Source organism: Halobacteriovorax sp. DPLXC-1, from assembly GCF_036903125.1.
Classification (GTDB): Bacteria; Bdellovibrionota; Bacteriovoracia; order Bacteriovoracales; family Bacteriovoracaceae; genus Halobacteriovorax_A; species Halobacteriovorax_A vibrionivorans.
In genome coordinates this window covers 168,012-189,472 of sequence record NZ_JAYMCO010000004.1, presented here as the reverse complement: position 1 = coordinate 189,472, position 21,461 = coordinate 168,012, and the positions used below count along the sequence as shown (strand labels likewise).

17 protein-coding genes and 2 tRNA genes are annotated in these 21,461 nt (G+C 36.5%); 12 read left to right on the top strand and 7 right to left on the bottom strand.

Translation table 11 applies throughout. The annotated features are described in order from the left end of the window. Positions 1-9: 9 nt before the first annotated feature. Positions 10-1,776, bottom strand: a complete 1,767-nt coding sequence (locus VCM44_RS14985) for a phospho-sugar mutase (protein WP_334679264.1) — start codon at positions 1,774-1,776, stop codon at positions 10-12. A gap of 124 nt (positions 1,777-1,900) precedes the next feature. Between VCM44_RS14985 and VCM44_RS14980 the strand changes: the two genes are divergently transcribed. Next, positions 1,901-2,149 carry a ferredoxin gene (locus VCM44_RS14980; RefSeq protein ID WP_114706427.1) on the top strand — a complete coding sequence of 83 codons (249 nt, stop codon included), beginning with the start codon at positions 1,901-1,903 and terminating at the stop codon, positions 2,147-2,149. Here the strand turns inward: VCM44_RS14980 and VCM44_RS14975 are convergent, their stop codons facing one another. Continuing rightward, positions 2,150-3,559: a hypothetical protein gene (locus VCM44_RS14975; protein WP_334679263.1), complete on the bottom strand. Its 1,410-nt coding sequence runs from the start codon at positions 3,557-3,559 to the stop codon at positions 2,150-2,152. 149 nt (positions 3,560-3,708) lie between these two features. Between VCM44_RS14975 and VCM44_RS14970 the strand changes: the two genes are divergently transcribed. Beyond that, complete coding sequence (locus VCM44_RS14970) at positions 3,709-5,028, top strand: putative Na+/H+ antiporter (protein WP_334679262.1); 1,320 nt, start codon at positions 3,709-3,711, stop codon at positions 5,026-5,028. Positions 5,029-5,069: 41 nt separating this feature from the next. On the opposite strand, the gene VCM44_RS14965 is transcribed toward VCM44_RS14970, so the two are convergent. Both VCM44_RS14965 and VCM44_RS14960 read right to left on the bottom strand, forming a co-directional pair. Then, positions 5,070-6,122 carry a branched-chain amino acid aminotransferase gene (locus VCM44_RS14965; RefSeq protein ID WP_334679261.1) on the bottom strand — a complete coding sequence of 351 codons (1,053 nt, stop codon included), beginning with the start codon at positions 6,120-6,122 and terminating at the stop codon, positions 5,070-5,072. A gap of 16 nt (positions 6,123-6,138) precedes the next feature. Then, entirely contained in the window at positions 6,139-6,423 is a 285-nt protein-coding gene (locus VCM44_RS14960; protein ID WP_114706423.1) for a hypothetical protein, read from the bottom strand. A gap of 117 nt (positions 6,424-6,540) precedes the next feature. On the opposite strand from VCM44_RS14960, the gene VCM44_RS14955 reads away from it, so the two are divergent. Then, positions 6,541-6,617, top strand: a tRNA-Val gene (locus tag VCM44_RS14955). A 68-nt stretch (positions 6,618-6,685) separates the two neighbouring features. Here VCM44_RS14955 and VCM44_RS14950 read toward each other — a convergent pair. Further along, positions 6,686-7,576 (bottom strand): sensor histidine kinase, encoded by an 891-nt coding sequence (locus VCM44_RS14950; RefSeq protein ID WP_114706422.1) that lies wholly within the window; start codon positions 7,574-7,576, stop codon positions 6,686-6,688. 197 nt (positions 7,577-7,773) lie between these two features. On the opposite strand from VCM44_RS14950, the gene VCM44_RS14945 reads away from it, so the two are divergent. The 6 genes from VCM44_RS14945 to queG all read left to right on the top strand — a co-directional run bounded on the left by VCM44_RS14945 (position 7,774) and on the right by queG (position 17,141). Next, positions 7,774-9,444 carry an ABC transporter transmembrane domain-containing protein gene (locus VCM44_RS14945; RefSeq protein WP_114706421.1) on the top strand — a complete coding sequence of 557 codons (1,671 nt, stop codon included), beginning with the start codon at positions 7,774-7,776 and terminating at the stop codon, positions 9,442-9,444. Then, a complete protein-coding gene (locus VCM44_RS14940; RefSeq protein WP_334679260.1) occupies positions 9,416-11,176 on the top strand; it encodes an ABC transporter ATP-binding protein in 1,761 nt (586 codons plus the stop codon). The genes VCM44_RS14945 and VCM44_RS14940 overlap by 29 nt, the downstream gene beginning before the upstream one ends. A gap of 81 nt (positions 11,177-11,257) precedes the next feature. Further along, positions 11,258-12,304, top strand: a complete 1,047-nt coding sequence (locus VCM44_RS14935) for a DsbA family protein (RefSeq protein ID WP_114706419.1) — start codon at positions 11,258-11,260, stop codon at positions 12,302-12,304. Between the two features lie 171 nt (positions 12,305-12,475). Continuing rightward, the gene (locus VCM44_RS14930) at positions 12,476-14,419 is read left to right on the top strand and encodes a hypothetical protein (protein WP_162929563.1); all 1,944 of its coding nucleotides are present in this window, start codon (positions 12,476-12,478) and stop codon (positions 14,417-14,419) included. A gap of 38 nt (positions 14,420-14,457) precedes the next feature. After that, on the top strand, positions 14,458-16,152 hold the full coding sequence (gene pyk, locus VCM44_RS14925) for a pyruvate kinase (RefSeq protein ID WP_114706417.1): 1,695 nt from the start codon (positions 14,458-14,460) through the stop codon (positions 16,150-16,152). Next, the gene (gene queG / locus VCM44_RS14920) at positions 16,149-17,141 is read left to right on the top strand and encodes a tRNA epoxyqueuosine(34) reductase QueG (RefSeq protein WP_334679259.1); all 993 of its coding nucleotides are present in this window, start codon (positions 16,149-16,151) and stop codon (positions 17,139-17,141) included. The genes pyk and queG overlap by 4 nt, the downstream gene beginning before the upstream one ends. Here queG and VCM44_RS14915 read toward each other — a convergent pair. Then, positions 17,133-17,915, bottom strand: coding sequence for an alpha/beta hydrolase (locus VCM44_RS14915; RefSeq protein WP_334679258.1), 783 nt, complete (start codon positions 17,913-17,915; stop codon positions 17,133-17,135). The genes queG and VCM44_RS14915 overlap by 9 nt on opposite strands. Before the next feature lie 108 nt (positions 17,916-18,023). On the opposite strand from VCM44_RS14915, the gene VCM44_RS14910 reads away from it, so the two are divergent. Together VCM44_RS14910 and VCM44_RS14905 are read left to right on the top strand one after the other, a co-directional pair. Next, positions 18,024-18,099 (top strand) — tRNA-Phe (locus tag VCM44_RS14910). 368 nt (positions 18,100-18,467) lie between these two features. Beyond that, positions 18,468-18,839: a tRNA-binding protein gene (locus VCM44_RS14905; RefSeq protein ID WP_334679257.1), complete on the top strand. Its 372-nt coding sequence runs from the start codon at positions 18,468-18,470 to the stop codon at positions 18,837-18,839. A 35-nt stretch (positions 18,840-18,874) separates the two neighbouring features. Here the strand turns inward: VCM44_RS14905 and VCM44_RS14900 are convergent, their stop codons facing one another. Continuing rightward, complete coding sequence (locus VCM44_RS14900) at positions 18,875-20,863, bottom strand: DEAD/DEAH box helicase (RefSeq protein ID WP_334679256.1); 1,989 nt, start codon at positions 20,861-20,863, stop codon at positions 18,875-18,877. A 174-nt stretch (positions 20,864-21,037) separates the two neighbouring features. Here VCM44_RS14900 and VCM44_RS14895 point away from each other — a divergent pair, with 174 nt between their 5' ends. Continuing rightward, the gene (locus tag VCM44_RS14895) at positions 21,038-21,445 is read left to right on the top strand and encodes a GFA family protein (protein ID WP_334679255.1); all 408 of its coding nucleotides are present in this window, start codon (positions 21,038-21,040) and stop codon (positions 21,443-21,445) included. Positions 21,446-21,461 lie beyond the last annotated feature (16 nt).

Here is a 21,461-nt window from a genome sequence, read left to right as displayed (position 1 = left end):
TCCTTAACCTTATAGTCCTTCTGCTGTTTTATTAATAAACGCTAAGAACTCATCAGTTACTTTTGAAGCTTTTGCTTTTTTATCTGCTAAGCTTCCTTCTTTTTCCTGAATCATTATGTAGAACTTAATTTTTGGTTCTGTTCCAGATGGGCGAAGATACAGGCGGTTTCCATTTTTAAAGTGGTAACCAATTACATTACTTACTGGATACTCCAGCTTTGATTCTTCACCAGATTCAAGATCTTTAACAATACCTGTCTGATAGTCTTCTATAACGTGAATATCCTGACCACACAAGCTCGACGGAGCTAAGTCTCTAAAATGACTCATAATTCGTGTAATTTTTTCGGCCCCTTCTCTACCTTGGTAAACAAGATTTAAAAGGGTTTCTTGGCTAAAGCCAAATTCTTCATAGATTTTATCGAGGGCCTCAATTAAGTTTAGGCCTTGTTTTTTGAAGTAGAGAGCTACTTCTGACATGAATGTTATTGAAGCAACACCATCTTTATCTCGAACAAAATCATGAGGTAGGTAACCAAATGATTCCTCAGTTCCAAATAGGAAGTTTGCAGATGGATCTTCTTTTTCGATCTTATTCATAAGTCCACAGATCCATTTGAACCCAGTAAGAGTAGAATATGATTTAACTCCGTACTTATCTGCAATAAGTTCTTGTAGAGGAGTTGTTACAACAGTTTTAACAAAGTATGGATTTGCAGGCATTGTTCCATTTTCTTTTAGGCTATGTAACATATAGTAAAGCATCAGAATTCCGATTTGGTTTCCGTTGATATACTGAACTTCACCTTCGTGTTCAAAAGCAACTCCAAGACGATCTGTATCTGGGTCTGAACCATAAGCGATATCAGCTCCAGTTTCTTTCATTAAATCAACGGCCATTTTCATTGCCGATGGATTTTCTGGATTAGGTGAGCTTACTGTTGGAAAACTTGAATCTGGCTGGGCCTGCTCTTTTACTACTTCAACATTTGTGAACCCAAGTTGTGCTAAGGCCGTAGTACAAGGAATTAGTCCTGTTCCGTGAATTGGAGTATAGACGATTTTTAGATCCTTCCCATCTTTCTTACACATTTCAGGATTTACTGTTTTTGATAAGATATCGTTATAGAAGCTTTGTTCAACATCTTCGCCAACCCAGTGAATAAATCCTTCTTTTTCAGCTTGGTCAAATTCCATGAATTTAACTGCATCATAAGAAGTAATATCGTAGTAGCGATTAATAATATTCTTATCATTTGGAGGAGTAACCTGTGCTCCATCATTCCAGTATACCTTGTAGCCATTGTACTCAGGAGGATTGTGAGAAGCCGTTACCATAACTCCTGCTTGGGCCTTGTGATATCTTACAGAGTAAGAAAGCATTGGCACTGGATTAAGTCTTTTGTAGATATAAGACTTGATTCCATTGGCCGCCATAACGCCACAAACTTCCTTTGCAAATTCAAAAGAGAATTTACGAGAATCGTAGCTAACAGCAATTGATGGATTATCAATTCCGTTTTTAGAACTATAGTCCAAAACTTCACCGGCCAGAGCTTGTGTGGCACGACGTACAGTGTATTTATTAATACGATTATGCCCGGCCCCAAGAATGGAACGTAGTCCACCTGTACCGAACTCGATATCTTTATAAAATCTTTCTTCGATCTCTTTCATATCGTCAGCGTCGATTAATTTTTGGATTTCAGCGCGTGACTCGTCGTCAAAGTAAGGGTTATTGGCCCAAGCATTAGCTTTTTCAAGGCTCGTTGTCATTTTGAAAATCTCCTGTGAAATTTATGATTGAGTATCTTGTGCTATATTCTCAAATCTAGTAGACTTAGGCAAAATAATATCAACAATTTATTACGTTGTGTGTTAATAAAATCAAGGAGTTAACATGGCAAACAAAGATATGAAGCATAAGGATAATGTAGCAGGTAAGTGGTACTGTACAGATCCTGATGATGATAATGGAGAAGGATGCATTGCATGTAACGTTTGTTACACAGGTGCACCAGAGTTTTTCGCTGAAGATGAGGACGGAAATGCTTATGTTAAGAAGCAGCCTGAAACTCCTGAAGATGAAGAGCTTTGCCAAGAGCAAATGGATGCATGTCCAGTTGCTTCAATCGGTGATGACGGATAATTAAAATTTCATATCAAATCTAATATATGCGGAAGTCTGATCAGCTAGTCTGTTCAGACTGTCGTTATCTGTTGCATTCTGAGCGATGCCGTTTTTTCTAACTTCAAAAGTAACGATAGCATCATCAAATACATCAATTGATCTTCCAGCAACAAAATCGAAATCGCCATTTTCTGCTAAAATTGTACCTGTTTGAATAATCGTTGAGCCATTTAAACGAAAGTTATTATCAATTCGAGTATTTCGATTTGAGTCATATGAAATATCAGTTTCAAAATCAAAGTTCTTGAATCGAGGTGAGGCCATTGAAACACCGACTCGATAAGTTCCATCTGCTTCGACGTGAGCACTTGCACGTCTACGGCCATTTACTTCTAAGGCCATATCAAGCTCCTGATCTTTTGGAGAGAGCTCAAGATTACTTTTGAGATCAATTGTTTCTGTTAGTTTATTATCCACACCGATATTTAGTTCTTGATCACGATCTGAAATATCTAGATTACTTCTAATCGTTGTATTCTCAAAAGGCTTACTCTCAGTCTCCATATTAATCAGAGTGAGAGATGTTGGAATATAGTAATCTTGTCTAAGATGGAGGGCCTTATTAATTCTTACAGAACCTAGGCCTGTTTCGTAAGATCGATTCTCTAATGCAGACAACTCTCTTCTTCGAGGAATGATCTCTTCTTCTGAAGTTGTAAGATCTGGTAGGGCAAGCTTTCGATGAGCGATGGGATCAACAAAGGATTCACCTGCATAGTAAATCTGAAAATATGGCCTCTTATCTTTAATATTAACGACTTTGACAAATATATCTTCGCCAACTTCATCCGTGGCCCTAAACCACGTGATATGAGAAAGGATATTTGAGCTACTTTGAAGAGTCATTGAAGAAAACTGAGATAAATCTGCTTCAGATGTAAAAACAAGTTCGAAGTCCTCAAACAGCTCAGGTCTGTAAAAGGCCTCTTTACTGGCAAATGTATTCGTTATACATCTTGGCTGACCATCGTTGTCAGTTATTTTCGTATAGTCTAGTACTGCTTGTAATTTAAAGCTTTCCTGTGAGAGTTCAACATTGTCTTTTGTAGGGTTGTCTTCATTAAACTTTTGAACAATGTCGACAATTTGAGATGTAAAGTTTGTCATGTCTTGGCATTCGATACAGATCTCTCTAGTACCTTCATTTCTAACAGGGGTTTCACCGTATTCATGAGGTATTAGTCGAGGTGAGACGTGTTTTGGATCTCTGGCCCTGGCAATACGAACAATATCTGAAATAACATCTTTAGCTCGATAATTAGTGCCGTTGATATTGATAATCTGATTAGAAATCGAATCGATACCTGCAATGCTCTTGAGAGCAAGAATAAATGAAAATAGGAATATGCTAATTTTATTTAGTGACACGATATCTATTCGGTTTTCATAGAATGAAGGTTTAGAAAAACTTTAGGAAAATACTAAAATAAATTAATGTAGATGAAAATTTCAGTACTTGCGCAGTTTTGCCGACAGGAATAAAATAAAAGAGTATTTTTACTTACAAAGGACGTAACATGAATCCAACTAATCTACAGCTCGTAGGTACGATTCTATTTGCATGTGCCATCTTGCACACGTTTCTAGTTTCGAAAATTCAACATTTAGCACACAAGTACCCAGAAGGGTCGATGATGGAAAACCTTTTACACTTCTTAGGTGAAGTTGAAGCGGTTTTTGGAATGTGGGCAGCTGCTTTTATTGTTTATTACAGTGCAACTCAAGGTTTTGCTGTTTACGATGATCACCACAAGGTTGTTGGCGGTGCTCTAAAGTATCTTGAACAAGACGTTAACTACACAGAAGCAGCCTTTGTTTTTGTTATTATGTGTATGGCCGGTACGAGACCAATTATCGTTCTTGCTGAAAAAATTATTGGTATGATTGCTAAGGTTCTACCTTTCCCAGGAAAGATGGCCTTCTATATTTCAGCTCTTATCATTGGGCCTATTCTAGGTTCATTCATTACTGAGCCTGCGGCAATGACAGTTACTGCACTAATCCTTCTTGATTACTTCTTCACAGATGAGAAGATGAGTATGAAGTTTAAGTATGCAACGATTGGTCTTTTATTTGTAAACGTTTCAATCGGTGGTACTCTGTCTCACTTTGCTGCTCCACCTGTTTTAATGGTTGCTGGAAAATGGCACTGGGGATTCATGCACATGCTGACTAACTTCGGTTATAAAGCAACGATTTCAATTATTATTGGAACATTAGTTATTGCATTCCTATTTAAAAATGAACTTGCAGGAAAGCTTGAAATTAAAGAAAAGAGTGAAAATTGGCTTGCTCCAACTTGGTGGATGACATTAATTCATATCATCTTCATGGGACTAGTTGTTTTCTCTGCTCACCATATGGTTTTCTTCCTAGGTCTATTCCTATTCTTCCTAGGTTTCACAACAGTAACTAACGAATACCAAGATCAAATCAAACTAAAAGAATCACTTCTTGTTGGTTTCTTCCTTGGTGGTCTTGTTACACTTGGTGGACAACAAGGTTGGTGGCTACAACCGATCCTAACTCAGTTAGGTGATTTTGTTCTCTTTGTTGGTGCAACTTCACTTACAGCGATTACTGATAACGCAGCTCTTACTTATCTAGGGACACTTGTTGAACTTACAGATTCGGCTAAGTATAACCTTGTCGCTGGTGCGGTTGCCGGTGGTGGTCTTACTGTTATTGCCAATGCTCCAAACCCTGCTGGTTTTGGAATCCTTAAGGGGACATTTGGTAAAGATGGGATTAATCCTGGAAAGCTTCTTCTTGGAGCCTTATTTCCAACAATCCTAGCAATGGTATTCTTCCAAATTCTTCCTAATCTAGGAAAGTAGATATAACAAGGGCCTCAATTTGAGGCCCTTTTTTATTTGATCTAAAGTTTTACAACCCAGTTAAATTGATCTTCCACTGTTTGTTCTTGAATACCGAGAAGAGTCTCTCTTAGCATTTTTGTGGTTGGACCAAATTCTTCTTTCACATTATATCTTTCTCCACTTTCTTCATGAAGAGAGCATATTGGAGTGATAATAGCGGCCGTTCCACAAGAAAAGCATTCCGTGCATTTATTTGATTTAATATCTTCAATTAAATCATCGATACTCATCTTTCTCTCAATAACCTTAAGTCCTTTTGAGCGTGCAATATCAATGAGTGAGCGACGTGTGATTCCATCAAGAATTGTCTCTGTTAATTCTGGAGTGTGAATTTCTCCATCAATGACAGCAAAGAAATTCATTCCACTCAGTTCTTCAATAGAGCTTCTATCACTTGCAGATAACCAAAGACTTTGGTGAAGGCCAAGCTTTTGCGTGCGTACACCAGAGTTTAGAGCTCCTGCATAATTACCGCCTGTTTTTGCTGTCCCCATTCCACCTGGGCAGGCACGAACCATTTGTCTTTCAATTAAAACTTTATAGCTACCACCAGAAAAATAAGACTCAACAGGTGAGGCGATAACCATGAAGAGAAACTCTTCACTTGGCTTTATCCCAAGGTTATTTTCTGTTGCGATCATAAACGGTCTTATATAAAGAGATTCACCACTTCTTTTTGGGATGAAGTTTTCACCCATCTTTGTAATTGTATTTACCGCATTTACAAAAATCTCATTTGGAACTTCTGGCATGGCCATTCTTCTTGCTGAATGATTAAAGCGTTTGAAGTTCTCTAATGGACGAAATAGGTTTGGTCCATTTCCTTTGTAATTATATGCCTTCATTCCTTCAAAGATCTCTTGTCCGTAATGAAGAACTTTACATGTTGGATCTAGTTCAAGTTTTGCATATGGCCTAATCTCAAGCTCGCCCCATTCGCCACGCTTGAATTCACACGTTGCCATAATTGGTAAAAGAACTTTTCCAAATCCTACTTTATCAGGCATCGAAAAATTCTCGATGGCCTCTTTAGCACTTGCTAAAACTTTCATAATACTCCTCAATTAATTATTTGCAGTGATAACCCATTCCTGTCACTTTCCAGCGACCGCCTTCATTAACTGCTTCTTTGATAAAGATTGTATTTCCACCTTTATCTGCAACTTGATTGATAGCGTGGTTAATTGCAAGGTCTTTTATTCCGTTTTCATTTTCACCGATTACAGAAGTGAAGACAGTACAGTTCTTACGTGGTTTTTGGTATGTAACCTTAACTTTGCTTCCTTCTTCTGTAAGCTTTGTCTTTGAAACGGCACAACTACAAAGTAGTAGTATCATTAAAATATATTTCATATATCCTCCACGAATTTTGGTTATATTAGCAAATCAGAAACAATGAGGCTTAGGTTTGTGCGTCAATTTTATCTTTTGACGTTGTTTGAGAATTTTAATATTATTCTGAGTGATTTTAGGACTATAGCTCAGTTGGTTAGAGCGCTACCTTGACATGGTAGAGGTCTGCAGTTCGAATCTGCATAGTCCTACCATCTTTGATTTGATCTAGTACAATTCGATTCTTATACCCAGTACATTTCAACTTTAATCTCCATGACATTTAATGATGGATTTCTAATACGTCTTTATCTCGATTGCTAAGGCTTCTTTTTGCTACAATTTGTGTATCAATTGATGTGTCAACATATGCTGCATTTACGAATTTTAAGCGAAATGTCGATCCTATCTCGTCTCGATTATTAAATGCCTTAATATCTCCGCCGTAGAAATTCATATACTTCTTAACCACTGGAAGACCAAAGCCTGAGCCTTCTTCGCCATGAGTTCCTTCTCGATGAGTTTCATTTGTAAAAGAGAAAAGACCACTTAGCATGCTTTCTGGAATACCTATTCCTTGGTCAATAATATCAACCTGAATTGCTGAGTTTCTGTTGCTGACTTTGATTAGGATCTCTGATCCTTGTGGAGAGAATTTTGAAGCATTAGTAATAAGATTTGTGAAGACACTTTGATTTAAGGAAGATGGTTCGGCCATTGCTTTTAGGTTTTTATTAAGAATCTCAAGCCTAATATGCTGTCCTTTCTTATCGAGCCTCTTTCGCACTAACTGAATTGAGCTCTTTATTGTATCTTCTAATTTAACAGGCTCTAATTTGATTGTGGATTTTCCGGATTCGATGGACTGGATTTTTCTTATATGTTGAATTAATTCACTCATATTCTCAATCACGCCACTTACTCGACCAAGATTTTTAAGAATCCCTTCTTTATCTTTCATTGCCAATATTGTTGAGTCACTTAAAAGAGATAATAATGTTGTTGAATTAGAGAGGTCGTGGAAGAGGACAGATAATAAGTGCTGCTTTTCTTCAAGACTTTGAGAAAGATCGTTCTTATCGACCTCAAGCTGTTTATTTTTAATGACCATGTGCATTGTTGTTGCCATGGATACTAAGAGTAATACTAAGAGAATCGCGGCGATATAGGTCACAATGTTTCCTTTCAGAAGTGTTGTTGTTTAAATTATTTTTATGGATATTAACTGTAAAGTTATTCAATAAAAAGACGGCAGGTTTAAACTTAACTTAAATTAAGAAGGTATCTTCATATTTTGTTGATTGTTCATTATATAAATCACCATAAACCCTTGTATAGACTGATAGTTCTTATTCAAGTAGACTGTGCGCAATGAAAAGCTATCTTAATAAAAAATTAACTTCACTAGTTGTGAGCCAATTTATTCATTACTGGTATTACTATATAGGGGCTTTTATTTGTCTCTATTTAACTCATAATATTCAAAGTGAATTACCATTTATTGCTAAAGATTTGGCAGAGAAAATATCAGAGGGAATTTCAATTCCTGTGGGGCATTTATTTTTATTAGCTCTAGGGATTATTATCTTTAGAACTTCATCTAGGCTTCTCTTCTTTTACCCAGCACGAGTCCTGCAAAAAATCTTAAGATTTGAGTTAATGAAGAAGCTTGAGACAGTCAGTCCATCTCGTTATAAAGAATTTTCTAAAGGACAAATCTTTCAAATTATTGGAGGGGACTTAGAGCATGTTAGGGCCCTCGTTGGTTTTGCTCTACTTCAAATTGCAAATATTATTATTGCACTTTCGATTCTTGTTCCAAAACTTTTAAGTTTTAATAAAGAATTATTTGTTGCCTTACTGCCGATGTTCTTTGCTTTCATCGTCTTCAGCGTCATTGTCTCTACAAATAGAAAGTTTTATCGAAAAACTCAAGACCTACAAGGTGAAGTTCAAAATACAATTATTGAAACTTATGCAGGAAAGAAAACAATCAAAAACTTTCATGCAGAAAAAGCATTTATTGATTTATTCTCAAAGAAGTCTCAAGAAGAATTAGATAACTTCTATGAAGCCGGTAAACGAGTCGGTATCTCGATTCCTCTTATGCCTACTGGTGTGGGGCTATCGCTTGTTTGGGGTGCTTTTATTATTTATAAGGAACAGCTTGGTGCATCTTCACTGATCTTATTTTCTGGTTTTGTTTACCTATTCTTAGAACCAATTATGTTCCTAGCTTGGATTGGAGTTGTCTTTACTCGTTCTGCTGGTGCATGGGCCAGAGTAAGAGAGCTCGTTGGTGCCATGAATAGTGAAAGTGATTTAGAAAAGTCTTTGAAACGAGAGTTCTCATTAAAGAAGAAAGAGGAAATTGTAGAGTTACAACTTCCATTTTGGGAACGTGATTTAGCGCTTAAAGTTCATGTGGGACAAAAGAATGCAGTTGTTGGAAAGACTGGTTGTGGGAAATCTGAGCTACTAATAAAGATCAGTGAACTTTTAAAACTACAATCTCATACAACAAGTTATGTCGCACAAGATCCATATCTTTATAACGGAACTATTTTTGAAAACTTATCACTGGGCCAAGACTTTAGCGAAGAGGAGTCTAAAAGAGCCTACGAGTTATTAAAAATATTTGGATTAGATTATCTCGCCCAGGACCGTGAAAGCTTATTTAATTTAGTTGTAGGGGAGAATGGTAAGAGATTATCAGGTGGACAAATTAAACGTGTTGCACTCATAAAGTCTCTACTCTTTGATAGTGAGTTTATTATTTGGGATGATCCATTTTCATCGATTGATGTTGTACTCGAAAGAGATATTTTAAAGCGTTTAAACGATATGGGCGTTTTTGATGGCAGAACACTTATTATGTCTACTCACCGCTATACAACGGCCATGCAGTGTGATCACTTATCTCTTATTTGTGATGATGGTGGTCTCTTAGAAGAAATGACAGTTGAGGCCTTTAAGAAAAAAGAAGAAAACAGTAATTTAGAAGGAGAAATATATGAACATTTCAAAAAACAACTCCTCTAAGTTTTTATTCTTTGAAGGTAGTGGAAAGTATCTTCTAAGTATGACTTTATGCCTAGTTATCTCAAGTGCGCTTGGAGCATCCTTGCCACAGTTAATAAATAAATTAACGGCAAATTATGATAATGAAGCTATTTATCGCCAGACCCTTCTAATCATGACATTTGTCTTTCTAGGGACAGCTATAAACCGCGCTGTTTATAATTTGATTATAAATCGCTATGTTGTGGGAATGGTTCAATTTGTTAGAACTCATTGTTATTCGAAGTGGCTATCAAGTGTAGAGCTTCAAACGTCAAAAGAAAATCGTAATGATCGTTATCCTCAAGGAGAAGTTCTTGCACGTATCATGAGTGATACAGAGAGTTTAAGAGAGCTTGTAACGTCTGGAACATTTGGAATCATTATTGATATCTTCTTCGTTTTAGCTTCTTTGGTGAGTTTTGTTAGTTTAAATGCCATCGCTGGTGCATATCTTGCTGCTATTCAATTTGGTGCAGCCTTAGTTCTTATTTGGTGCTCTAAGTATATGAGAGCAGTATTTTTGAGTGTTAGAAACTCAAGAGCTAAGCTTTATCGCGTCGTTGCTGATTTAATCGGTGGGGTTCGTGAAAACTATTATAATCCGGCAAAGCAATATACTTCAAAAAAGTCGTTAGTGGTTTTTGATGAGTTCTTAAGAAAAATTCTTTCTTCAAATGTTTGGGATGCTTCTTATTATTCATTTGCTGAATCTCTTTTTCCTGTTTTCTTGGCCTGTGCAATTTTCATTATTCCAAATAGTGGTATAACTCAGGTTGCTTTAATCTTTGCATTAATTGATTTAATTCAACGCTCAATTAACCCAATTAAAGACGTTTCATCTAAGGTTGCAAATATACAAAGGGCAGCTACTGGGGTTGGGCGAATTGACGAATTTTTAACTGATCTAGAAAGAGAGAAGTCTTCAGATATAGACGCAAAAAGACGCAAATATGATGTTGATACAATGGATATTGATATCCAAAAATTTACTTATCCTGCAAAGGGTAAGAATTCGACGCCATTTACTCTTGAAGATATTAATTTCAGTGCAAACCAAGGTGACCTCATTGGTATTGTTGGCCTATCAGGTAGTGGAAAGTCGACTCTTTTAAATATTATGGCAGCAAATATTATTCCTGATGAAGGAAGGGTCTATGTTCAAAACCACGATGGACTGAAAAAAGAATATAATTTCGATTATATCGATGACTTTAACGAGTATCGTGAATTAATAGGAATAGTTTCACAAGATTCACATATCTTTTCTGAAAGTGTTGAGTTTAATATTACGATGGGTCAGCCTGGATTTGGTGACTTCGATAGTTTCTGGAATGAAGTCTGTACACAGATCTCATATATTTCTAAGTGGGGAATTAGGCCAGATACAGTATTAGACCAAAATGAGATTTCTTTGGGACAAAAACAACTTATCTCAGCTATCCGCTCTTGTTATTTAAAAAAGCCAATTGTTCTCTTTGATGAAATCTCATCATCTCTAGATAGTGATCTTGAAGAAGCATTGCGTAGAATGATTTTATTTGTACAAAAGCAAGCGGTAACAATTATTGTCGCTCACAGAGTTGAGACAATTCTAGAAGCACAACAAATTATTGTGATGGAAGGTGGACGTATTGTTGCTAAAGGAACACACGGAGAGTTGAAAAATACTTCACCGCAGTATGATCAATTTGTTAAAGAATTATCAAATTGACAAAAAAATGACGTACTCCTTAATGCATTATTTCTCTTTTTTACATATAATTAATTTAAATTGATGTGAAGGAGAACAAACATGATCAAAAAATCCAAGATTGCTCTTGGTCTGATTGCTATTTCTGCAATGGGACTAATTGCTTGTACGAGTGATGTAAATTCAAAGCCTAATTTTCTATTTAAGAAGGCTCCAAATGATACAGCTGTAATTAAATTCAATGGAAAAGAAGTAAGTCACGATGAATTATTCAAAGGTTCAGAGGCCGAAATCTATGAAATGAAGCAAAAGCTTTATGAGCTGAAGCTAGGGAAGGTAAAAGCCTACCTACTTGAACAATATAAGAATGAAGACCCAGCTCGTACTTCAATGAATATGGAAAACTTTATTGATACAGTTGTTGCTAAAGATATTGAGATCACAGAAGAAGAAATCAATGCTTTCGCAAAAGAAAGAAATATTCCACAGATGAATCCACAACTAAAAGTGAGAATTATCGACTTCCTAAAGAATACAAAAAAGCGTGATGCTATTGAAGCTTATATCGCTAAGAAAACAAAGGACTCACCAGTTGAGATCTATCTTGCAAAGCCTGAGAGACCTCGCTTCGATATTCCTGTTACAGGAAATGAGCCAACTTTTGGTGGAAAAGATGTAGCAGTAACTATTGTTGAGTATTCTGACTTCCAGTGTCCTTTCTGTGCAAAGGGTGTTGAGATTATGAACGAAATCAAAAAAGCTTATGGAAATAAGGTTAAGATTGTATTTAAGAACTTTCCACTTAGCTTCCATAAAGATGCTGCAAAAGCTGCTGAAGCTGCACTATGTGCAAATGAACAATCATCTGAAAAATTTTGGAAATTACATGATGAGATGTTTGCTGATCAGTCAGGTCTAGCAGTTGATGGACTTAAGGCCAAGGCGAAGAAAGTTGGACTTGATCAAAAGAAATTTAATGAATGTCTTGATTCTGGAAAGATGAAGTCACAAGTTGATGCTACTGTACAAGAAGGTGTAAAGGTTGGTGTTAAATCAACTCCAACATTCTACGTAAATGGTATGTTAATCAATGGAGCTCAACCATTTGAGGTATTTAAAGAGCTTATTGATTCAGAAATGACAAAGTAAAAGACTCTGATATTTACTATATAAAGAAGGCCGGGCATTTATTCCCGGCCTTTTTAAATTCTTCAGAATTGATAGAATAGTAAGGTAATCTGGCCAATTTTGGCCTATTTAATCTTCATATTTTAGGTAATTGGAAGAAAGTTTATGGACGTTAGAGACTATAGTAAGAGATTGTCACAGAGCAGAGAGGATTTTAATCGTAAGCGCGAAGAGCAGCGCCAAAATTATGATCGTCAGTTAGATGAGTTAAAAGAAACTCAAGAATATCGTCTTAATAAGCAAAGAAAGGCTTATGATAATTCAATTCAGAAGCTAGAAGAAACTCAAGATCGTTTCAGAGAAATCTCAACGGAAGATACTAAAAAGAAAATTGAAGAGCAGCAAAAAGATTACCTAAGTAAATTAAATACAAATAAGCGCGACTTTGAAAGAGAACGTAAAGATATACGTGATGATTTTAATAATCGCTTTAAAAATATCCGTGAAGCATATGAGGCCAAAGGTAAGAATGATGTGGCCACGATGGGAAATCGACTTTCAACGAATCAAAGACGTTTTGAAAATACTATCGATAAAATGGAAGGACATTTTAACGAAAAGATCAAAGATGTTTATGCTAATGCCCGCGATACAGCTCATGATCATGAATTAGCAACAAAGAATGATCGTCGTCGTTTGATTGGAAGATTTGAAGATGAGATCAGACAATCAAATAAGGCCCATGGTAGTGAAAGAGCAAAACTGTACGAAGAATTTAATGATGATGTAACAAATCTACGTAAAACTCATAAACAAAGAGAAGCATCTCTTAAATCATATCAAGATGAAAGAATAGAGGATTTGCGAGATCAAAAAGATAAACAACTTGCTGAAAATCAAAAGAGCTTTAAGGCCTCTATTGATGATATCAATATTCGTAACTCAAGAAAGAGAAAACTTGAACAACGTGATAATAAGCAAGCTGCAACAGATCTTCAAAATCAACATGCGCGTTCTCTAGATAGAGCACGTCGTGAAATGAACCAAAAACTTTCAGGTGGTAATCGCGAAGATATTTTCAATGATAAATTAGATCAAACAAAGCGTGGTTACGAAACTCGTATTAAGAATATTCGCGATCAAATTGAAGACGATCGATTTAATGCAGATATTCAAGAACGTCGTCGTACCCAGTCAACAAAAGAAGTTTTAAGAAATCAAAAACAAAAAGCATCAAATTATATCGCAGCTCTTGAAAAGGATATGGCCGAATTTAAGAGTGATAAGCTAAGTGAAATCAATGTTGAAGTTAATAATGACATTGAAGAGCTTCATGATAGTTATAAGAGAAAGCTTATGGCAAAAGATGTCAATGCTTACAACGAACAAGAACACGCTAAAAAGATAAATGAAAAACAAAGAAATCAATTTAGTGAAACGATTCAAAAGATCAATAATAGAAACTCTGAGGCAATTTCTCAAATGCAAGAAGACTTCTCTGATGAGTCAAAAGAATTTATTCAAGAGACGCGTTTCAAGCATGCAAAAGAGATGAAAGAAGTTAAAGAAAGCTTCCTGGAAAATAAAGAGAAGCTTACTAAGTCTATGACGCAAAAAATCGAACAACTAGAAGAACAAAACCAAAAGTTAATTTCTTCTTATGAAGGTAAGTTAAGTCGTCTTAAGAAAGCTAATGCTAAAGAGATTGAGCGTATAAAAACGACAAACCACTTACAAGCAGAGCATTTGAAAGAACAGACTAGAAATGCTATTGCTCTTAAAGATAGAGAAAATCAAAATCATCTAGCAGAAGTTAGAGGTGACTTTGATAAACGTTTATCTCAAGTTAAACAAAGAGCAGACATTCAAGTAAAAAGAATGGTAGATTACTATGAAGATATGCTTGCACGTGAACGTGATGAGTCTCAAAGAAAGTATATGAGTAAAGTGACAGAACTTGAAAATCAATATAATACTTTATATGAGAACTCTAAGCTTGAAAGAAGAAACCTTATTAATCAATATGAAAACCGTATTGAAGAGGTACGCGCTGCAAATGCAATGGCCTTAGAAGAAAGATCTAAGGAGATTAGCTCGGGAATGTTCTCAGAGCAGCAAGCAAGTCGAAAAGCTTAATTAGAAAGAATTGAAATATAAGAATTCAGGGAGAGATAATGGGAATGGGCAGAGTCCGTCGTGCGAAGATTGTTGCGACTTTAGGTCCTTCATCAAACACTGTTGAGATGATTGAAAAACTCATCAAAGCAGGGATCAATGTTGCTCGTGTAAATATGAGCCATGGTACTCATGAGGCACATGCACAGCTTATCTCAAATATACGTCAGGCTTCTAAGAACCTTGGACGTGAAATTGCGATTCTAATCGACCTTCAAGGTCCAAAAATCCGTACAGATAAATTACCAAATGGCCTTCAATTAGAAAAAGGCCAAACATGGGTAATAGGTCCTTCGTCTAAGCAAGAAGATTATCCTGAGTATAAAGATTGCTATATTCCTACGATATACGAAAAGCTTGTTGATGATTGTCATGATGGTGCAAGAATCCTCTTTGATGATGGAAAGTTAATAGCAAAAGCGACAACGCGTGATCGTGATGTTTATAAAATCGAAGTTATTGTAGGTGGCGAGCTTAAGTCTAATAAGGGAATTAATCTTCCTGACTGTGAAGTTTCTGCTCCTGCATTTACTGAAAAAGATGAAGCAGATTTAATGTTTGCTCTAAAACATAATATCGATTACATCGCACTTTCTTTTGTTCGTAAAAAAGAAGATATTCAAACAGTGAAGGCCTTACTTCATAAGCTAAAAGTAAGAGTTCCTATTGTTTCTAAGATAGAAAAACCACAGGCCCTAGATAATATCGAAGAAATTCTTGATATTACAGATGTCATTATGGTTGCTCGTGGTGATATGGGGGTTGAAGTAGGTAACCACCTTGTTCCTTCTATTCAAAAAGAGCTTATTCAAAAGTGTAATGATCGTATGATTCCTGTTATTACTGCGACACAAATGCTTGAGAGTATGACAGATGCACCAACACCAACTAGAGCAGAAGCAAGTGATGTTGCCAACGCTATTTGGGACGGTACAGACGCTGTTATGTTATCTGGTGAGTCGGCTTCTGGTATGTATCCAGTTGAAACAGTTACTATGATGAGTAATATTATTTATGAAGCAGAGAAGACTCCAAAGGAGAGACCTCTTCTTAGAAATATTGACCTTTCTTCTGTAAATTCATCAGTAATGGTTGCAGCATCAATGATTGCTGAAAAAGTCGAAGCAAAGAGAATTCTTGCAGTAACTGAAGGTGGTAATTCTTGTCGTAAGGTCTCGATGTTTAGACCACAAACACCAGTTGCAGGTGTGACTCATAATCTTCGTACCGCTCGTCGTATTTGTTTATACTGGGGTGTTTATCCATATCTTGTAGAAGAAGAAGTACAAGATACAGGCTCTTACGTTAAGTATATTGTGAATCATGCAAAAGAGAAGATGGGGCTTTTTAACGGAGATAAGATCGTTGTTACCTTAGGTGATGGAAAGATCTTCTCTAAAGGTTATTCTAACTCGGTGAAAGTTGAAATAATCAAACAAGCAAAGCATCATGAAGAATCTGGTGAAGAACCTTTTGATATAGCAGAAGATAAAAAAAAAAGAATTTTACTAGATCATAATATCTGCTCAACTTGTCAAAACTGTGTTTCAATTTGTCCGCATGAGATTTGGCAAGCTGATAAGAAAACAAAGCTTACAAAACTTAATAAAGACAATATTAAGCACTGTACTCTTGATTATGAATGTATCAGAGTGTGTCCAACAGGTGCTATCGAAATTATTGAAAAGTCATGATTAAAAGAGATGATATCCAAAATATCCTAAATGGCCAAGGCCTTAAAGTATGGGGTGTCGTCTCTGAATCAAAACCAAAGTCTCTTGATCGATTCAAAAAGTGGGTAAGTGATGGGCTCTATGGTGCCCTTGGCTATCTTGCGGATGAACGTGCTATAAAAAGAGAAGATCTTAAAAATTACTATCCTGATATTAAGTCAACATTAGTTATCGCTTTTGATTACTCTCATATCGCTCGTAGTGCTAAGAAGTTCTATGAAAGTAGCGACAGCAATGGGCTAAAAATCGCCAATTACGTTGTTGGATTTAAAGGTCGTGATTATCATTATGAGGTGAGAGATAAATTACAGGCCATAGGGGAAGAGTTACAAAAGCTTGACCCGAATCTTGAATTTAAGTTCTCTCTTGATACACAACCAATTCTTGAGCGTGACTTTGCTTATCAGTCAGGGCTTGGTTGGTATGGAAAGAATTCCATGCTTATTAATCGTCATATTGGAAGCTACTTCATAATCGGCTCACTCTTACTTAATAAAGAAGTGGAGGCCCCAAATGATAAATTTGAAACGGATCACTGTGGCCAGTGCACACGTTGTGCGGATGCTTGTCCTACAGATGCTATTGATTTAGAGAAGCGAACAATTATTGCAGATAAGTGTATATCAACTTTTACCATCGAACATTTTAAAGATATTCAAGCACCTGAAGGCTTTGATAAGGCCCGCGGAGAATTCTTTGGTTGTGATATTTGCCAGGATGTTTGTCCTTGGAATAAGAGGCTTGAGAGAAAGCTAGAAAGCGACTCTGAAGCGTTTAAAGAAAGTGGAAGGCAATTTATCGACTTCTTTTTAACAAGGCCTGTGGATGAGATTATTAATGATCTTGAGGCCATGAGTAATCGTGAGTATCGACGTCAATTCAAAGGCACTCCTCTTGAGCGCACTGGACGTGTTGGGATGCTAAAAAACCTTCGCTATTATCTAGATTAGATCAATTTTCTTTGCATACTTCTTTATAAAACTTCCGGCCATATCTGGTAGGTGATGGCCAAGCTTCTTAGGCTTCTCCATTGTCACTGTATTGCCAAGTTCTTCTAAGATCTTTGCAAAATTCTCCATTCCCTCTTTACCTACAACCACATCATCTTCACCTGAGATGAGGTGAATTTTGTGACCTGATAAGGTTAAATTGTGTTTTTGATCCTTGATCCAAGGAAAGATTGTATCTGGGCCAAGATGAGTTGAGACAAGCTCTGCTCTTGCTCTTACTGTGGCCTGATAAAAAGGCGTATCAAATACATGTGTGACACCTTCTGGTGGAACACCAAAGCCAACACCAACATGATGAATGTCAAAGCCTTCAAAGTAGTTATTTTGAACTGCTAGAATAGATGTAAGAGCTCCGAGTGAGTGGCCACCAACTAGAAGTTTCTTTTCTTGATTAGGATAGGCTTGAGTTAATTTAGCAATTGCTTCTTTAAAAAGTTCCGGTGCGTCATTTTTAAAGTCTTCAAATGAGTTCACATCGTGAAAAGATCCAGTAAAGTGACCCGGTTGGTCAAAGATTAAAGTTGGGACTCCATCGTCACAAAGCTTCTGTGCCCATGAAAAAATACTTATCTTGTGAGAAGTATATCCATGAGTAAAAATAGCGTAACCAGTATTTTTTAGCTTAGTTTGTGGTGGTCTAAAGAGTAGGGCGTTAACCGTAGTCTCATTTACTGTTAAAATAATTTTATCGATACTTAAAAATTTTTCATTCATAGAAGACATAATAATTAAAGATATCTCAAATTAAAATTAAAAAACTTTTTAATTTTCTATTGACGAAGAAGGCATAAACCATTAATTTATTGGAACCAAATCATTTATGCCCTGATAGCTCAGTTGGTAGAGCAAAGGACTGAAAATCCTTGTGTCCGTGGTTCGAATCCGCGTCGGGGCACCATAAAAAGCTACTTTTTTGAAGTAGCTTTTTTTTTGCCTTCAATCATCAAAACATTGCACACTAAAAAACTACAAGGACTTTTCTGGCCTTTGCTCGTTAGAGCAACCTGACCGAAAAAACGTGCCCAAAGTGCACGTTTTTATCTCTTAAGTACCAAGTAAAAAGATGATCTATATGAGTGCGAGTTCGGGCAGGCCGTAGCCCACGATGGGCGGAGGTGTCCAACGAGCAGGATGCGGGGGAGTTTGCATCGAGTATTTTTTTACCTTCAATCATCAAAACATTGCACACTACAAAACACTATTTTTTACAAGGGCATTTTTATACCCTAAAATAAGTTTTCAAATTAAATTAGAATGGGAGAGCAAGTGCACCTTGATTTTAATCCAAATAGTGAGCCAGCTGCTGAAATCAATTTTAATCAATTTCTTGATGTTGATATGAGAATTGGAGAGGTCGTTGAAGTTGAAGACTTTCCGGAAGCTAGAAAACCAAGCTTTAAGCTTAAAATAGACTTTGGTGAGGGTGTAGGTATAAAGAAATCAAGTGCGCAAATCACTGTACATTATTCAAAAGATCAGTTGCTCGGTAAAAAAGTATTGGCCGTAGTAAATTTCCCTCCAAGGCAAATAGGAAAGTTTATGTCGGAAGTTCTTGTTATGGGATTTTCAGACAAAAACAATGATATTGTTCTTTTCGATTTAGATAAAGACGTTCCAAATGGTGCTAGACTTCATTAATGTAAGGTAAATGAAGTAGCACCTGGATTAGAAAATTACACTAGTGTTATTTGGATCTTCTTCATTCGGCCTTCACCGATCGAGACTGTTTTAACTTCTTTGTGCTTATCAAGGTGTTGATGAACAAGCCTGCGATCTGAAGAGTTTAATGCTTTAAGTGTGACTGGCTCACGAGTGTCTAGCACTTTAGCTGTCTCGCGCTCAACCATCTTAATAAGATAGTCTTCTTGATTCTTAATACCCTTACACTTGAAGTTTAGTCTAACTTCTCTTGGGACTTCAACACTGTTGTAGAGGTGTAGTCTTGTCAGGTGCTCAAGAGCTTGGAGTAGCTCATTATTATCACGTGTTAACATCTTCTCATCTTTTCCTGAAAAGAAGATTTTAATATTCTTGCCATTAAATGAGAATTTTGCAAATAGCTTTAAGTTTGCCTTCTTTATCACATCAATTAAGAAAGGCATCACGATCTTCTTATACGTTGGTCTAAGACTATAAGTGAACTTTGTAAGCCTTTTTCCAAATAAGAAAAACTTCTTACGTCCTGGTGTCGATTCATCAAGGCTTAGTTGAGAATCATACTTTATCTTAAAGAATTCAAGAGCGGCTTTTTTTGCACTTTCTTGAGAGTCTGCTTGAATCGTAAACTTTGGTGTATTTGGTTTCTTTTCTATTTTCTTAACTGGTTTTGTTGTCGATTGCTCATTTGCAGGCGTTTTCTTCACTCTTTCTTGAGTTCTCTTCTTTGAATTATTTTGGGCGTTCTTGCGTACAGGTTTCTTTCGCTTATCTTTTTCCTCTTGAGTTAGAGGCTTGCCAGTCGTTCTATCGACAACTTTGTAAGTTTTACGATCAATGAATGGCTTCTTTGAAAGCTGCTTAGAAATATCATCTGGTCCAACTTCAAATTTTGGAATTTTATCGCCAATAAATTCTTGAATTGGGTCTAGGTATTCACAGTCATCAAAAGAGCAAAAGCTTATTGCTTCACCTTCTGAGCCTGCTCGCCCAGTACGACCGATTCGGTGAACATAATTAGCAGCATCTTGAGGAAGATCGTAATTGATAACAAGGTTAACATCTTTAATATCAAGCCCTCGTGCTGCAACATCTGTACAAACAAGAATTGTCGTCTCTTTCGATCTAAAATCTTTGATTAGCTTTGTTCTCTTACTTTGAGAAAGGCCACCTGAGATTGCCTTTGCTTTGAAATCCATTGCGATTAGCCACTCAGCGACTAAGTGTGTTTGAAACTTTGTATTACAGAAGACAAGTGCATATGCATCTTCGTGGTTTCGGATGAGGTTTACGAGAAGGCCCATCTTTTCATTTTCGTTAACCATCGCTAGCTTGTGATCAATGTGATCAACAACCATATTATCTTCATTTAACTTAAGCTCAATTGGTGTTGAGTTAAATTTATAGGCCGTATTTAAAACTGCCATATTAGTCGTGGCCGACACCATGATTAATTGCCTGTCATCTGGCATTTGAGCAAGAGTGTATTCGATATCTTTTTGGAAGCCCATATCAAATAAACGGTCAGCTTCATCAAATACGATTCCGTAAGTGCGATCAATGAGGACGGCCTTTTGCTTAAGTAGGTCCACTAAGCGGCCAGGAGTTGCAATAATGATATGCACACCCTTATTTATTTGCTCTTTTTGCTTTGCGAGGCTTTCACCACCAATAACGCAAATCGTTTTAATTCCAGAGTCATTACCGAGATCGTTAAAGACCTTTGCAGTTTGCTGCGCTAATTCTCTTGTGGGAGATAGGACAACATAGTGAACATCATCAATTTTCACGAGGTCATCGTGAATGATGTGTTCGATGATAGGAATGGCAAATGACGCAGTCTTTCCAGAGCCTGTTTCAGCAAGGGCAAGTATGTCTTTACCTTCTAAAATTGGATCAATTGTAAGTTCTTGGATGGCGCTTGCTGTTGTAAAACCACATTTTTTAATGGATTCAAGGAGGCCTGCGCTTAAATTAAAGTCTTCAAATGGTATATTATCTGTCATAGCAATGAATATACGCTATATGACACATTAATCTAAGTAATTTCTTAACTTTCCTTATAATAACTGCGTTTCAGTACTTTTTTGCCAACAATTATTAAATTATTGCATACTATAGTAGAACAAGGGCCATAAATACCATTTGTTCAACTTTCAAACTATTTAATAGGGATAAGTATGAGTAACAAGAATGCAGGGTCTTGCTTATGTGGAAAGATTAAATTTGAGCTTGAAGGAAGTTTTGAAAGCTTCTTTCTTTGTCATTGTAAGTATTGTCAAAAAGATACAGGATCTGCTCATGCGGCAAACCTCTTTACGACAAATTCAAAGCTAAGTTGGTTATCTGGAGAAGACCTCGTTAAGACATTTAATTTGCCTCAAACAAGACACGTTAAAAGTTTTTGTACTAATTGTGGCTCAGCTGTTCCTAGCATTCAAAATAATGGTGGCTTGATTGTAGTACCTGCAGGTAGTTTGGACGTTCCTGTTAGTATAAAACCTAATGCTCATTTATTTATTGGAAGTAAAGCGAATTGGGAAGATGAGTTAGATAAACTACCTTCATTTGAAGGGCTGCCTAGGTAGTGTTGCTAAGTTTATG